The 15799-nt window shown below is 67.5% G+C and carries 9 protein-coding genes and 1 pseudogene; 1 reads left to right on the top strand and 9 read right to left on the bottom strand.

Going from position 1 to position 15799, the window contains the following annotated elements:
- Window positions 1-131: 131 nt before the first annotated feature.
- From CW359_RS29590 to CW359_RS29565, 6 genes and pseudogenes are all read right to left on the bottom strand, one after another.
- Window positions 132-470, bottom strand: a pseudogene (locus CW359_RS29590) (HD domain-containing protein); the annotation flags it as partial.
- A gap of 11 nt (window positions 471-481) precedes the next feature.
- A complete protein-coding gene (locus CW359_RS29585) occupies window positions 482-928 on the bottom strand; it encodes a GntR family transcriptional regulator (protein ID WP_105973245.1) in 447 nt (148 codons plus the stop codon).
- Window positions 929-1089: 161 nt separating this feature from the next.
- Window positions 1090-2895, bottom strand: coding sequence for an ATP-dependent nuclease (locus tag CW359_RS29580; RefSeq protein ID WP_105973244.1), 1806 nt, complete (start codon window positions 2893-2895; stop codon window positions 1090-1092).
- A gap of 408 nt (window positions 2896-3303) precedes the next feature.
- Window positions 3304-4851, bottom strand: a complete 1548-nt coding sequence (locus CW359_RS29575; RefSeq protein WP_105973243.1) for an AbgT family transporter — start codon at window positions 4849-4851, stop codon at window positions 3304-3306.
- 47 nt (window positions 4852-4898) lie between these two features.
- The gene (locus CW359_RS29570; RefSeq protein ID WP_105973242.1) at window positions 4899-6272 is read right to left on the bottom strand and encodes a CapA family protein; all 1374 of its coding nucleotides are present in this window, start codon (window positions 6270-6272) and stop codon (window positions 4899-4901) included.
- Window positions 6269-8185 carry a CocE/NonD family hydrolase gene (locus CW359_RS29565; protein ID WP_105973241.1) on the bottom strand — a complete coding sequence of 639 codons (1917 nt, stop codon included), beginning with the start codon at window positions 8183-8185 and terminating at the stop codon, window positions 6269-6271. Before CW359_RS29565 ends, CW359_RS29570 begins: the two co-directional genes overlap by 4 nt.
- 133 nt (window positions 8186-8318) lie before the next feature.
- Here CW359_RS29565 and CW359_RS29560 point away from each other — a divergent pair, with 133 nt between their 5' ends.
- Window positions 8319-9386, top strand: coding sequence for an ArsR/SmtB family transcription factor (locus tag CW359_RS29560; protein ID WP_157968657.1), 1068 nt, complete (start codon window positions 8319-8321; stop codon window positions 9384-9386).
- A 119-nt stretch (window positions 9387-9505) separates the two neighbouring features.
- Here CW359_RS29560 and CW359_RS29555 read toward each other — a convergent pair whose 3' ends face one another.
- The 3 genes from CW359_RS29555 to CW359_RS29545 form a co-directional block, all read right to left on the bottom strand.
- Complete coding sequence (locus CW359_RS29555) at window positions 9506-11845, bottom strand: glycosyl hydrolase family 95 catalytic domain-containing protein (protein WP_105973239.1); 2340 nt, start codon at window positions 11843-11845, stop codon at window positions 9506-9508.
- A 7-nt stretch (window positions 11846-11852) separates the two neighbouring features.
- Window positions 11853-12545, bottom strand: a complete 693-nt coding sequence (locus CW359_RS29550; protein ID WP_232838657.1) for a polysaccharide lyase family 7 protein — start codon at window positions 12543-12545, stop codon at window positions 11853-11855.
- 149 nt (window positions 12546-12694) lie between these two features.
- Window positions 12695-15616, bottom strand: a complete 2922-nt coding sequence (locus tag CW359_RS29545) for a glycosyl hydrolase 115 family protein (RefSeq protein ID WP_105973237.1) — start codon at window positions 15614-15616, stop codon at window positions 12695-12697.
- Window positions 15617-15799: the final 183 nt, after the last annotated feature.

Genomic DNA, 15799 nt, shown 5'->3' with positions numbered 1-15799 from the left:
GGGCGCCCCGTGGCGAGGCTGAATGCCTCGCCACGGCAGGTAGCGCCGACCAACTCCGAGCGGAAGGCTTCCGCGAGAGGGAACGTGCCGAACGGTGCCCGCCACTCCTTCCCGTCCAGTTCCCAACGAACGAACTCCCCCTCAAGCTCCTGCCGCAGTCCGCGCTCCTCTGCTTCGAGCAGGGCGCAGGAATGGTGAGCCACGAGTCGAACGACCCGCTCGTCTGCCTTCTCCTGGTCCCGGAGGAACCGTGCGCCATCCAGCGGGTGAAAGCCGGTGGTGGCGATCGCCGGCGAGTACCCAATGTCATGCAGCACCGCGGCAGCTTCCAACAACTCAGCATCGCCACCCAGAATCGGGCCCACGGAGCGAGCGCGCTTGGCGACACCCAGCGAGTGCGCCCACCGGCGCGGGAGCGGATCGGACAGCAACGATTCGGAGAGCGAGTACGCCCACTCAGTCAGTCCCATGGCGGCCAAGACTACGACCGGCTGGGTCGCGTTGGGAGAGCGCGCAGGGTTCGCCCCTTGCCATGAACGGTGGCAAGCACGCCATTTCCCTCCATCTGAGCAAGGACACGACGCACCGCAGTACGCGAGGCACCAAACCGCTCGCAAAGTTTCGCTTCGGATGGGTACCCGTCGCCCACCGAGAGTGAGTCCTCTGCGATCACGTCGGTCATCCGTTCCGCGAGAGACCGACGGTCGTCACCCTGAGCAACCCGCCAACCGATCCCGGGGGCAGACTCAACGACACCATCAGCTTCAAGAGTCTTCAGAGTACGACGGATGGTGTTACGGGCAACGCCGTACGAGCGCATGAGGTCGGCCTCCGATGACAAGGTGCCGATGCCCTCCCCCTCTTCGATCTCGTTTCGCAGCGCCTCCGCAATACTCAAGTAGGTTCCGCGCGGACTAGCCTCCGGCACTTCGACTCCTCTCGCGTAGCTCCATCGCACGACCCCAAAGGTCCCACGGTCACCCGGGGCACGATCGATGTCGTCTCGACATCCGCTGGTCGCACTCAGCCCTACATAGGCCAGCGGCTGCCAGTCCCCACATTCCGAACTTCGCTCGCACCAGCACAGCTCTAGATGACGCTCTGACTAGAAACGAGGATATTTCGCACGTGAGTTTGCACGTCAGCCGACTCATGGGAACGAGCGACCAAAGCCGCCGGAAGCCACTCAGGACCCTTCGAAACTGCCACGTCAGACAGGCTTTCAAGCTCACCAGCGTGAACTGGAACAAGTCCGACACGTGACGCTTTTTCGATAAATCCAATTGCGGCAGTGCGCGCCTCTCCAGGAAATCCCTTGATACCGTATTTCTTCACCTCGCGCCATACACTATCGACATATAGCTCCTCCTCAACAAACTTCTTGTGCTCAGCCGAATATTTTTCACTTTCATGCCCTTGCAGCGCAGCCTTAATTGCGGTCAAAACAGTGTCCACCGTCCGAGGAGACTTGGGTGCAGAAAAAGGCTCTCTGAGTTTTTTATCTAGGTCTTGAAAGTCTACCCACGAGCCACCCAGCGTGGTAATAAATTTCTTCACTCTGCCCGAATCGCTGAGCACGTCCATATCCGGAGACATAATCACTGGAACACTCAGCTCACGCAACGCCATAGCTAGCTTTGGCATTTCGCCGAGACCACCGGCCGGCACCCACAGAACGTCATCCTCAGAAATCGAGAAACCATGGTTTGGACTCTTCAGGAAGAACTCAAGAGCAGCCGCATAAAACCTGCAATCTGGATCCGCTTCAGCAATCACCACAAGCTTATGAAACAAACCGTCAAGCGCATTACTATATTTCAGTGAAGGATTCTTCCAAATCTCCTGCAATGCATCATTTTTCAGCTGATTCGCACGCGCCTCTGCGCCACGCCGCTCGATGCGCACAACAGATACCGAGGCTCCAGACCCCATCAACCCTGCCAGCAGGTTCTTGTCATGCGTGGCGAGGATAATCTGCATATTCTTACGCTCGGCAAGCTCCCCGAGGATCTTCCCCAAGGCAACAGCCTGAGGCGGGTGCAAAAATGCTTCCGGTTCATCCACTAGGACGATGGGAAATGGCATTGCAACCAATGGAATCAAGAGACCCAGAAGACTCTTCATTCCATCCCCCTGCTCTTGCAGCAAAGGAAGTGCACCAAGTTCCTGCCGATATTCCGACGTCACCCCGTCGACCGGGGGAGCAGAAACATTCGGTCGACCAACCCGAAATTGAATATTCCCACTCAAATAGTCGATTGTCAGGCACTCCCCAAAAACGCGACGACAATAAGAATCGATCTCATTTCGAATTACCTCATTGTCTTCAATGTAGTGCATGGGCTGTTCGGGTGGGTCAGTAAAACTAGACCGCGCAGACGCACCCCCGACATGCCCCATACGGTCAAATGGAGTCGAATGGTGCACCAAGTAGCTAGCCAGGTCCCAGAGCCTATCCTGACCAAGTCTTTTAGATTGCCACAAATTGGCAACCGCTTCCATACTGAAAGGATGCTGCCGCCTACCCCGAACAAACCCTTGCTGATTGGCCTCGACCTTGAATGTAGCGTTGGCCATAAACCAAGCTCCGAGATCCGCCAACGCCACCTGGTCCCCCAGACTGACAGACTCGACGATCTTATATTGATTCTGATCTCTCCCTACCTGGGAAGAGAGGCGACTAACCAATTCCCTAATTAGGGTACTCTTCCCTGCATTATTGGCGCCTACAATCGCAGTAACACCTTTTGCCAAGAAATCTACCGTCGCGCCATGAAAAAATTGAGCCGATTTAAGTGAGATGCGAAAATTATTCACGTCACCCCCCAGGTAACCCTCAGGGAGAAACGGTGTCGCATCTACAAGTTGCCCACCCAGGTGGATCATGTCAGCCATGACTAAATGATCCTGCACGAGAGCGCACTCTGCCTACCGTTCGCCTGCGTCCATCCGATTGGTAAGTCCTCGGGCAACGTCAAGGTCGCGCACAGCAGCACCGTCCAGCGAAGACCGTACGACAGGTAACACCGTGCCACCTGGTCTCTGCACATCGTATGTGATATGCGATGTAGGTCACCTTCCACTGCAATGCAGTTGCTGTAGCCGTTGCCCAGCTCCGGAATGCCGTCCTCCGGTGAATACGCGGTGACGCTCAACACCCAGCGCAAGCCGTTCGGGCTACGGTGCAGGTCAGCGGCTTGATGCCGGTGAACAAGATCAGTCTCTTCTAAGCGCTTGGCCGCAGGTTCGAGTCCTGCCGGGGGCGCACATTCCCTCTCCGAAGGTGGCCCCGCACGGTCGTGGTCAGTGGATCGGCGAGCCCGGGCCCAGCGGGAGGCCCAGCACCCACCAGAGGGCGAACAGGGCGATCCACGCGACCATCATCGCCATGGCCGCCGGGAGCGTGAACGACACCAGCGTGCCGATGCCCGCCTTCTTCTGGTACGTCTGCAGATAGCCGACCGTCAGGACGAACGTCGCGCTCATCGGGGTGATGGAGTTGGTACAGGAGTCCGCGATCCGGTAGATGGCCATGACCGTGGCCGGTTCGGCCCCGACCAGCATGGTCATCGGGACGATCACCGGGGCGATCAGCGCCCACAGCGCGGTGCCGCTGGTGATCAGCAGGTTCAGCAGCGCGATGCCGGCGATGAGCAGCATGAGTACGACGAACACCGGGGCGTCGAGGCTCTTCAGGCCCTCCGCTCCCCGTACCGCGACGACCGTGCTGATGCCCGTCCACTGGAAGAGGGCCAGGAACTGTGAGACCGCGAAGAAGAGGACCAGGAGCGGCGCGATCGACTTGATGCCGTCGGCCATGAAGGCGGGCAGGTCGGCGGAGTTGGTGAGCCGGCCGGTAAGACGGGCGTAGGTGGCGCCGATCAGGAGGAAGAACAGGCTCAGTACGAGCGCGATGCTGTTGAAGAGGGTGGAGTCGAGGATGGCGCCGTGTTCGCCGCGCAGCGGGGAGCCCGCCGGGATCATCCCCACGACCAGCAGCCCGAAGTAGGCCGCGGCGACGACGCCCGTCCGGCGCAGGGCGCGCAGTTCGGTCTCCTCGGGTACGGAGACGGCGCGGACGCCGGTGGTCGGGCCGGTGGCGCCCTCGTCGGGCACGAGTTCGTGCTCGCGCTTCGACAGGACCTTCTCCGTGACCACCGTGAGGACGATCGCGAGGAGCACCGCCGAGGCGGTGGTGAAGTACGTGTTGTCGGTGGGCCGGACGATCGCGTGCGGGTCGACGATCCGCGCCGCCTCGGTGGCGATCTTCGCGAAGATGACGTCGCTCGGCGCGATGAACGGGTTCGCGTCACCGGCCGCGTTGATCGAGAGGAACGCCACGATCATGCCCAGCATGGGCGACCGTCCGACGGCCTTGAAGACGAGCGCGGCCAGCGGTACGAGGATCACATAGGCGCTGTAGGACAGGAACTTCGACATCGCGCCGGCCACACAGACCGCGAAGACGGCATGGCTCGGGCGGACCCGGCCCAGTGTGTGCCGGGCCAGCGCTTCGAGCATGCCCGAGCGGTCGGCGACCGCGAGGCCGAGCATGATGATCAGTACGGTGCCCAGTGGACCGAAGGTCAGGAACGACTCCTCGGCGCCGAGGGTGAGTTCACGGACCGCGGCGACCGACAGGGCGTTCTTGACCGGCGAGGGGTCACTGGTCGCCGGGTCGGTGACCGAGACTCCGGCCGCGGCCATGATCGCGCTGGTGACGACCACGACGGCCGCCAGGATCCAGAACAGCCAGAACGGGTGGGGCAGTCTGTTGCCTATCCGTTCGACGCCGTCCAGGAATCGGGTGAGTCGTTGGGGTCTCCGCTGCACTTCTGAAGGGGTGGTCATTTCTCGCTGGCTCCTTTACCGAGGTACCTGTTCACCGAGGCACGTGCTTATCGGTCGATGCGGATGCGGCCTTGATCGCCGTCTAGGAGGATTTCGGTTCCGTACGCCTCGGAAAGTGTGCGGAGTCGATTGAGTATGCGATGCGCGGCGGTGACGTCCGCCGGTCCGGGAGTTCCCCGGTCGGAATCGCGACGTGCGTCGAAGGTGAGTGTCACCGGGTGGATCGTGACGCCGACGGCGCCCTGACCCGCGTACTCGCCCTGGTTCTCGAACGACACGGAGACCGCGACGCTCTCGTACCAGATCCGGTCGTCGAAAGGCCCCTTGGTTCTTTTCTGTTCGAGCATCTCGCCCGGAGTGTGCCGTGCCGGGTCCAGGCCGGTGCGTCGCCATGCCTCGCGGGTCAGGGGGAATTGGCGATTCTGCATGAAGACGAAATTCCCGAGCGAATAGAAGATGGGGCGGTTCCGGTACACCTCGATTCCCCGCAATTGGTGGGGGCCGTGGCCGAGAACGACATCGGCGCCCTCGTCGACCGCCGCGTGCGCGAGGTCGTGGAGGAAGGGGGGCGGCTCGGCGCTGTGGTTGCCGGGTTCGTGGGTGTGCAGGGCGACCGCGACGACGTCGGCGTTCTGCCGGGCCTGGCGGACGCTGAGGCGCAGGGCGGCGACGTCCTCGTCCTCGACCTTCCAGTACGGGCCGACCCGGCCGCCGGTGGCCTCGGCGGAGATGAACGCGGTGCCGCCGAGGGTCACCGAGCCGTCCCGTGCGTCGGCCCTGCGGGCGGTGTGGTGGAGGGACTCGGGCGGCAGGCTGTCGCGGATCGCGGCCAGGGACCGGAGTTCGTCGGGGCGTACGCCGAACCACCTGGTGGTGCGCAGGCCGTTGATCCCGGGACGGGCCGGGACGATCCCGAAGGGGTCGGCGGCCAGGGACATGGCCTGGTAGCGGCTCGCCGCCGACACCAGCGCGACCCGGCCCCGGCGGGTGGTGAGGTAGCGCGGCGCCCGGGCCGCGGTGAGCGATTCGCCGGCGCCGGCGTGGACGAGCCCGGCTTCGTCCAGGACGGCGCTGGTGGAGCGCAGGCCCGCCACGCCCCAGTCGGTGGCGTGGTTGTTGGCGCGCGACACCATGTCGATGCCCATCGCCCGGACGTCGGCTCCGGCGCGCACCGAGGTGACCAGCCACGATCCGCCGGGTTCGGCCTCGGGCCAGCCGGTGAAGCGGTCGAAGTCGATCGCGGTCGTCTCGAAGTTGCCGATCGTGACGTGCGCGTCCCGCAGGAGGGCGAGGAGTCCGGGGGCGGTCGCCTCCAGACGGGGCGTCAGGATGTCGTCGTCGAGGACCAGATCGCCGACAGCGGCGAGGGTGAGACCGGCCCCGGCATCCGTACCCGTACCCCTGTCGATTTCGATGCTCATGCCTGCTCCTCGGCGACGAGGTGGAGCGTGATCGTGGAGCGGCCGTCGACGAAGACCCGGTTGGTCGCGGTCAGTCGGCGGCGGTCGGTGGTCTCCGGTCCGCCGGTGCCCGAGTTGACGTCGAAGCGGGGGAAGTTGCTGGAGCCGATGTCCACCCGGATGCGGTGGCCGCGGGCGAAGAGGTTGGCGGTGGCGGGGGCCTCGACCGTGATGTCGTAGAGCCGCCCCGGTTCGAGGGGGGACGGTGTCTCGAAGGAGTCGCGGTAGCGGCAGCGGAGGATGCCGTCGGTGAGGTTCATGGCGAAGCCGGCCGGGTAGTCGGCGCTCGGCGGGTGGACGTCGATCAGCTTCACGGTGAAGTCGGTGTCGGCCGCGCTCGACGACACGGTGAGCCGCGCGACGACCGGACCGGCCACGACGACGTCCCGCTCCAGCGGCCCGGTCTGGAAGGTGAGCACGTCGGGGCGGGCGGCGAGCGGCAGCCGCGACGGCTTCAGGGCGAACGTCCGTTCGTCGGGACGCTGGTCGAAGGCCCCGCCCACCATCACCGGTTCACCGGACGTGACCTGCCCGCCGATCGTCGGCACGGGGTCGCGCGGATCGTGGTCGTACTCCAAGTAGCCCGAGGAGTCCGAGTGGTCCGAGTGGTTCGACTCGCCTGTGTGTTCCTGCGTGAGAGTGCCGTCCGCGCCGAGGAAGAACCGTGCGGCGTACGACGACTCCGGTGGCCAGGTCGTGCTGTTGAGCCAGCGACCGCCGTGGTCGAGGCGGCCCTCGGCGTCGCGTTTGCCTGAGCCGCCGCCCATCCGGAAGTACCGGACGGCCGGGGGTCTGGTCGCCGTCGGGTTCAGCTGGGAGTCGAACCAGTCGGCGCGGAACTCGACGTAGTCGGGCGCCAGGTTGCCGTCCAGGGCCGCCTCGGGGCCGAAGTCGACGTCACCGGCGTACGAGAGGCTGCGCCTGCCGTGGGTCCAGGGGCCGAGCACCAGATACGCGGGGCTCGTCTTGCGGGCGCCGAGTTCGCGGAAGTTCTCCACGGCGGTCTGGATGTACGGGTCGTACCAGCTGGAGATGTGCAGGCTCGGCACGTCGGGGAAGCGGTCGAAGTGGCCCCGGCCGTAGATGCCGAGCTGCTGCCAGTAGGGGCCGAAGCTGCCGTGCTCCCACTGTTCGAACAGATAGGCCTCGTACTCCGGTGCGTGCCGCAGGGGTGAGTGGCCCCGGCGCCACGGCAGGTGGCGGAACCACTCCTCGATCGGCTCGGCGTCGAGCGCGGCGGCCCTGACGGGGTCGGCGAGGGTCTCCGCGCTGGTCCTGGCGCGGGCGAAGGCCCAGGTGGCCTGCTTCAGCTCGAAGGCGCCGCCCAGGCGGACGCCGGTCTCGTAGGCGCTGGCGAAGCCGCCGGAGTCGAGGAACATCGCGGCCAGGTGCGGGGTGCCGAGCGAGGCGAGCGCGGTCTGGACGTGGGCGGCGTAGGAGACGCCCATCGTGGCGACCCGTCCGTCGCACCAGGGCTGGGCGGCGATCCACTCGACGGTGTCGTGGCCGTCCTCGGCCTCGTTCAGGTACTTCACGAACTCGCCGCCGGAGTCGCCCCGGCCCCGGCAGTCCTGGCGGACCACGTGGTAGCCGCGTTCGACGAAGCGCCGGCACACCGCCTCGGGGGGCGGCGGGTTCCAGGACTCGAAGGCGCCGTCCGAGCCGCGTGGCCTGCGGCGGCCGTACGGGGTGCGCTCCAGCAGGACCGGCCTGGGAGCCGGGTCCGGTTCGGCGGCGTAGACGTCCGCGACGAGTCCGACGCCGTCGCGCACCGGCACGGAGACCGCCTGACGCCATCCGGAACCCGGCGCCGGTACGCGCTCCCAGACCTCGTGCCCACCCGGACTGTCCACCACGTCCACGTCCACGTCCATTCCCTCGACCTCGACCTCGCAGGACCTCGCATCGCTGCATGTGGGCGGGGACGCTACGCCGACGGCCACGGCGCGGACCCACTGTTACCGCGCAGGCGACAACAGTGGGCGGGGGCGGGGTTAGGCTGGCCAAGTGCCGGTGCTACTTGACCTCAGGGGGGCGAACAGCGCGGACGTGGAGATCGGGGTCTCGCCGATCTCCGAACTGCAGGCCTGTCTGCACGCACTCGCAGAGCCCGACCACCACATCGAGTACCGGGCGTGGCTGCTGCGGACCGACGAGTCGCTGTCGCCGGGGCTGCGGGCCGGGCTGACCCGCTTCGCGCCGCTCTGGGCCCGCCGCCGCTGCCGACTGCTGCTGCCGCTGAGCGGCCCGCTCGGCACGGACGTGGACGCGGAGATCGAGCGGCTGTCGCGGCTGCCGGAACGCGAGTTCGTCGAGGCCGCCGCCTACTCGATCCACGGGGGCGAATTCGATCCCCGGGAGGCGGCATCCCGGCCGGGCGAATTCGTCGCCGCGTGCGAGGCGCGCTCTTTCTCGCGGGGCGAGCTGGCGAGAACGCTCGTCGACGACCCGGCGGAATTCCGCGTCATGCTGCTACGAACCCTGTCGGACTGCGTCGAGGAGTTCTTCGCGGAGGAATGGGCGCGCATTCACGACCGGCTGCGCGAGGAGGCCGACCAGGCCCGTTCGAGGCTGCGCGGGCTGCCGCTCGCCGAGCTGATCTCGTCCGTGAGCCCTGCCGCCCTGCCGGTCCAGGGCGGCAGGGCGGTGCGTTTCGACAAACTGCAGAACCTGACGGTCGCCCTCCGGGGAAACAGCACCTTTCTCGTCCCGACCATTCACGGCCGCCCGCATCTCATCATTCGCGGTGAGGCGGGATTCCCCGTGGTGGTGCATTACCCGGTGGCCTGGCACGACCGACCCGCGTCCATCGACGAGATGCAGCGACGCCTGACGATTCTGGCGGACCCGGCCCGCCTCGCCCTCTGCCGCCACCTGGTGAACGAGGCGATCACCACCTCCGACCTCGCCCGCCGCATGAACATGACCCGACCGCAGGTCTCACGCCATCTCGCCCGCCTGCGCACGGCCGGCGTCCTCACGTCGGAGCGCAGCGGCAGATACGTCTACCACCGGGTCGACGTGCAGAAGCTGATGCAGACGGGAGTGGAGCTTCTGCGCGCGATCGTGCGCTGACGAGGCCGAGGTCAGGGTCGGGGTCGGGGCTGAGGTCAGGGGCAGGGTCAGGGTCAGGGTCAGGGTCGAGGCTGAGGTCAGGGTCAGGGTCAGGGCCGAGGCCGGGATCGGGGTCGGGGCTACGGCAGCCCCCAAGCCTCCCCCCGCTCCCCCGGATCCACCGGCGCTATCGCCAACTCGGGCCGCTCCCCCGCGTACAGCAGCACCTCCCGCCCCTTCGCCAGGTCGATCGTGAGGGTGCCGTCCGCCGACACCTTCGTACGGGCCCGCGTGCCGTCGTCCAGGAGTGCGTGCGGCGGGCCGCCGGTGAGGTCGTGGCGGAGGCGCAGCGGCTCGCCCGCCAGGCTGCGTACGCGGATGAAGCGGGTCGTGCCCGCCCTGCGGACCGCGCTGACCAGGAAGGCGCCCTGGGTGCGGAAGTCGTGCAGGGTGACGTCCGGCCAGGTGGGCGGGATCGCGGGGAACACTCGTACGACACCGCCCCAGCTCTGGCAGAGCAGGTCGTGCAGGGACTGGGAGGCGGAGAGCGGGGTCTCGATGACCGGGCCCGCCTCCGTGTAGTGGGTGTTGGCCCGGCAGGGGTAGCGGGTGGTCGTGTCGAAGAACTTCTTCAGGTACGTGAGGGCCGTCTCGCCTCGGCCCATCATCGCGTAGAGCGAGGCGGCGCCCGTGTAGCTGTAGCCGCGGTGGGCGCCGGTCAGGGCGTGCCAGTGGACGACCGACCTCTCGATCAGCTCACGGTGTTCCGGCTGGTCCCAGTTGACCAGGTACAGCGGGTAGACCATGAGGAGGTGGGAGTAGTGGCGGTGCGACTGGGCGTACGGGGTGTCCGCGCCGATCATGTAGCCGTTGGCGTCCACCGGGTACGGCGTCAGTCGCGTCAACGTCTCCTGCCAGCGGGGGGCCAGCGGGTCGTCCACGCCCAGGCGGTCCGCCGCCTCCAGGAGTGCCGTGCAGCCCCAACGGATCAGCGACAGGTCGTAGTTGGTGTCCTTCGGGGGGATCACCGGGTACTCCGGGGAGAGGGTGGAGGGGAGGTGCAGCTTGCCGTCGTCTCCTGGTTGGAGGAAGTGCAGGTAGTAGTTGATCGCCCGGCGGAGGAGGGGGTAGAGGGTGTCGCGCAGCAGGCGCTCGTCCATGCTGTGGCGGTAGCTCAGCCAGACGTTGTGCAACGCCCAGGCCAGGTCGCCGACTTCGGCGCCGGTGCCGGGGGTGCCGACGTTGCGGTTGGCGAACATGTCCGAGCTGCGGCCCACCCCTGAGCTGTCCGAGCGGTAGGCGGCGGGCACGTTCGCGGTCAACTGCTCCTGGTTCTGGCGGACGGTGGTGGCGAGCGCGTCGAGTTCCAGGTGGTTGGAGCCGTGGATGAGCCAGTACTCCAGCTGGATGTTGAGGTTCCACCACACCGCCGGCCAGGGGGTGGGCTCCAGCCAGGGGCCGCAGGTGGCCATGGGCGGGCCGCCCGCGCGGCTGGCCGACGCGACCTTGTAGAGCTGGATCCAGTGGAAGCTCTGCAGCCGCTCGTCGGGGAACGAGACGAAGCTCTTGGGGTAGTACGCGTGCCACCAACGGGTGTGCGGAGCGCGGAGGTTCCGGTAACCCGGCTTCGTGCGGCGGATTTTCCGCAGCGCGGCCTCGCCCGCCCTGGTGTCGGAGGGGTGGCTGTGGGCGACCGTGAGGAGCAGGGTGTCGCCCGACTCCGACTCCGACTCCGACTGCGACTGCGACTGCGACTGCGAGTCCGGGGGGCGGTACGCCGTTGCCGTCTGGCCGCCTCCCGCCAGGGGCTGGAGGACCTGCTCGATGCCGTCGTCCATCGTCCTGGCGGTCCAGGGTGGGTTCGGGACGTATCCCGTCGGTGGCGCCTCGCTGATCTTGCGCGGGCTGATCGCCTCCTCCGGGTGGAAGGTCCAGTGGACCTCCTCGTCGCCGGTCGCCGTGACGCGGGCGGCGAGGATGCCGTCGTGGATGAGGGCGGCGAGGGTCAGGGTGCCCTTGTCGGTGGTGATCGTGCCTGTCAGTTCGGCGTTCCAGAGGCTCAGGCGCCAGTCCACCGCCGTGATCGTGCCGACCGGGTCCAGGGTCAGATGCCCGACCGGGAGCCGGCAGGTGCCCCAGCCGCTCCCGAACTCCGGGCGGTGGTCCTGGACTTCGCCGTGCTGGACGGTGAAGCGGATCGCGTTCGCGCCCGGCTCCTTGTAGATCATGCTGCCCAGTCGGCCGTCCCCGAGGAACGGGCCCTCGTGCCACAGCGTGGGTATCCGGCACCACAGCAGGTCCTGCCGGCGGAGGAAGTCCGCCCAGGCCGCGTCCGAGTCCATGCGGTTGCGGAGCTTCCAACGGCCGCCCGAGGGAAGAGCGGTGACACCCTCACCACCGGCCGCCTGGGCAACTCCCGGCAGCGCCGCGGCCGTTGTCCCGGCCAGCGCCGATCCGATGACCGCTCTTCTGGAAGTCATCGCCGGATCACCGCGTCCAGTAGGTGAGGTTGCGGAAGCGGGCCTCGGCCCGGCCGGTGCCGTGGTGGTAGACGCCGTTCTTGAAGTGCCGGGTGGCGGGGCCCCGGTCGGCCCTGGTGAGAACCAACTGGTCGTCGAAGTACACCTCCACGCTGCCCGCCGAGGCGTTGTGCGCGAGCTTGACGTTGAACCAGGTGTCGTACGCGTTCGTCTTCAACACCGTGCTGTCGTACGCCCGGACCGTGCCACCGCTCCCGCTGTACGCGTTGAGCATGAAGTCCGTGGCCGGGGTGCCCTCGGGGTGGATCACGCGGAGGATCTGCACGAAGGTCGCGCCGTTCGTGCCGGACGGGAGGTAGACGTCGGCGTCCCACATGTGGCGGCCCGACGTGTACTCCTGCCGCCAGCGCATCTCGGTGCGCGGGTCGGTCGAACTCCCCTCGGACATGGGCTCGTCGGTGTCGTACACCCACATGCGGTGGACCCCGCCGCTGTTGCTGTAGCGGTCGCTCAGGGCCAGGTTCCACGGCTTCTGCATGCCGTAGGTGAAGGCCGTCTTCGTCCAGCCGTCCGTGGGGTCCGCGGCGGCGCGGGCGGCGGGAGACGCGGTGGCCGTCGACTGGGTCGCGGACCAGAGGGCGCCTCCGGCGAGTAAGCCTCCGGCCGCCAGAACCGTGCGCCTCGATGGAGTCATGGGCATGCCAAATCAACCCTTCCAGCTTCCAGGAGTGCAACTTCTAGAGATGGCGATTCATCGGATCTATCTTGCGGAGGAGCCTAGAACTGGCCCAGAAGCCCGTCAACGCTCCTGTCAAGCCGAAGATAGATCCGATGTAAAACGCCGGCTTCCTAGGCGGGCCGATGACTCCGATAACTCTCCGGGGGAGCCAGATAGCTGACCGGCAACCCGCCCGTGTCGATGACGATCTGGTCGACGGCGATCGCCGGGTCGACCATGAAGAGCCGCAGGACGTGTTCGCCGGGCTCGGTGACGGTCACCGTGGCCGTCAGCCGCTCGACACCGTCCTCCACATTGCGGGCCCAGGCGTCACCCCGGTTGCCGGTGGCGACGGACTGTCCCGACAGGACGGTCACCGGCTGGTCGTCGAGCGAGATCGCCAGCCGCCGATACCCCCGCTCGTCGAGCGACGGCAGCCGGAAGACGGTCACCGGGAAGGTGCCGGTGCTGACGAACCGCACCCGGTACCTCAACTCCGGCGCCCGCGAGGCGAATTCGGCGGTCACCGGCGCCGCCGTCGACGGCACCGCCTCCACCGCGCCGGTACGCCGCCCCAGCCCACGCACGGTACGCCAGCGGGCCCCGCCGCGCGCCACCCGGCGGTCGGTGTGCACGGCGTCGATGGAGACGTACCCGTGCGCCTCGACGAACCCGCGCGCCGAACGCCGGGCCCGTTCACCGTCGTTGCGGACGGTCAGCGGTACGTCGATCCGCTGACCGGCGTCGGCACCGCCCACGGCGCTCACGGTGACCGTGGCGTCCCACGTGCCCTCGGGCACCCGGTCCCAGTCGATCTCCACCCACACCCTGGTCTGGTCGGTCAGCGAGCCGCCCGACTCGCTCAGCAGGACCCAGGGCTGGCCGGCCTCGGCCGTCCAACTCACTGGCAGGAAGCCGGTGTTGAAGACGTCGACGAAGCGGCGGTCCCGGGTGCCGGAGAAGAAAGACAGCGGGCGGGCCGTCCCCGTCTCGTTGCCCTCCGACGCCACCCCGAGGCCCGAGGTCTCCTGCCGGGCGACCCTGCTGACGGCCGGGCGGCCCGGCGCCTTCGGGATCTGCGAGGGGTACGGGTTGACGATCCCGTCCCATTTCCTGCCCGCCACCTCGGTGTTGTAGCGCTTGGTCAGCGCCGCCTCGGCCGTGTGGGCCGCTTCGGCGAGGTCCGCGAAACGGTTGGTCCCGGCGCCGCGTCCCTGGCGGAGCGCGAGGGCGTTGCGGTCCGCCCAGTAGTACTTGAGGTTCATCAAGTAGGCCCCGTGCACCGGGTATTCGACCAGCTCGAAGTAGGCGTCGCGGTAGGCCGCGGGCAGCTTGGCGCCCAAGGTGCGTGCGCGGTCGAGGAGTTGGGCGTAGGCGTCCATTCTGGCGCCCGCCTCGTCGCCGTGGTGGACCACCGAGACGATCCCCTTGGCGATGAACTCCGGGCGCAGTTCGGCCGCGAGACGGTAGTACTCGGTACGGATCGCCGCGATCTCCGGGCCGTGCCGCCGCCCGAACTGCCGCCCCGCCCACTCGACGAGGAAGCCCTCGACACCCCTGGCGCCCTCCACGTCGTCCGCGCCCCACCGGTCCACGTCCCAGGCGACGTCCATCGCGAAGGACAGGCCGGTCTCGATCGACTTGACGTCCCCCACGTTGAAGATCCACATCCGGTCGGCGCCGTGCTCGTGGACCCGGCGCAACTCCTGCCAGACCTTGGCGACTTGGGTGGTGTCCAGCCAGAGATAGCTCTTCGGGCGGCCCCAGTAGGAGAGGTGGTAGTAGATGCCGTTGCCGCCCGGGCGCCCCCGCTCGGCGTCGTTCGGCAGCTGGCGCATGTTGCCGTGGTTGTCGTCCGGCCAGATGAGCGTGACGTCGTCGGGGACCTGGACGCCCGCGTTGTAGAGGTCCAGGACCTCCTTGTACGGGATGAAGATCTGCGGCTCGGCGGCCGGGCCGACCTCCTCGGCCAGGATGCGGCGCTGGTCGGCGATGATGTCGTTCATCACCACGACCTTCTCGGGGATCGTCGTGGCGTACTTCGTCTCCAGCGCCGAGTCGTGCAGCCCGCGCATGCCGAGGGTCCAGCTGCTCTCGTAGGTGGCGTTCTGGGCGGCCCGGGCTCTCCAGTAGTCCGAGATGACACCGGGGTTCACCGTGTAGTCGTACACCGGGAGGGTGCCGTCGGCGTTCCGGTGCTCGGCCGCCCACGGGTCCCATTCGTGGACGCCGTTGCGCAGCAGGGCCTCGGGGTGGCTGGAGCCGACGACTATGCCGTAGTGCTCGGCGAGTTCGGGGTTCTCGCGGTGCTTGTTGAAGAAGTCGGAGTACGGATGCATGGCGGGCCAGAGGTAGTTGGCCTTGAGGCGCAGGAGCAGCTCGAAGACGTGCTTGTAGGTCTCCGGGCCGATGTTCTTGTCCGGCTCCTGGGTGCGGTGGGACCAAGTGGTCAGGTTCTGCTCGTCGTTGATGAAGATGCCCCGGAAACGGACGGACGGCTCGTGCCGGACGAAGGGACCCGCAGGGACGGCCACCTCCTCGCGGTGCTCGATGGGCACGTCGGCCCACCAGTACCAGGGGGAGACGCCGATGCGTTCCGAGGTGTCGTAGACGCCGTAGACCGTGCCGCGCCGGTCGCTGCCTGCGATCACCAGGGCGCGGTCCACGCCGGGCAGCGGGCGTTCGACGACCTGGGTCACCGAGGCCTCCCAACGCCCCCGCACCCGGGCGACCTTGAGGCGGCCCTGGGCGATCAGCCGGTCGATGACGGGACTCGCGCCGATCGTGCCGACGACGACCAGGTGCGGGGCCCGCTCGGGCAGGGTGTGGAGCAGCTGGGGGCGGCTGCCGGTGACCCGTTCGACGTCCGCCTGGAGGTCGCCGGCCGCGCGGATCACGGCACGGTCGTCGGCGGCGTCCACGTAGATGCCGGTGGCCGATCCGGCGCGTACCAGGGGGAATTCGGGTCCGCCGGACTCAAGTGCGGGTGCGGCGTGGGCGGTTGCCGGGAGGAGTCCGGGGAGGAGCAGTGGGGTCACTCCGGCGGCTGCCATGCCCCGCAGGAAGGACTTGCGGGTCCAGGGTGTGGCCGGGGCGTGCGGTGGCTGGGGCTGCGCCGATTGCGGTGGCTGCGCTGATTGCGCTGGTTGCAGTGACTGCACTGATTGCGCTGGTTGCAGTGGCTGCACTGATTGCGGTGGCTGCGCTGGTCGCGGTGACCTGTGCTGAGGTTCGCG

This window comes from Streptomyces geranii (assembly GCF_002954775.1).
GTDB classification, from domain to species: Bacteria; Actinomycetota; Actinomycetes; order Streptomycetales; family Streptomycetaceae; genus Streptomyces; species Streptomyces geranii.
This window is presented reverse-complemented; position numbering and strand designations above follow the sequence as displayed.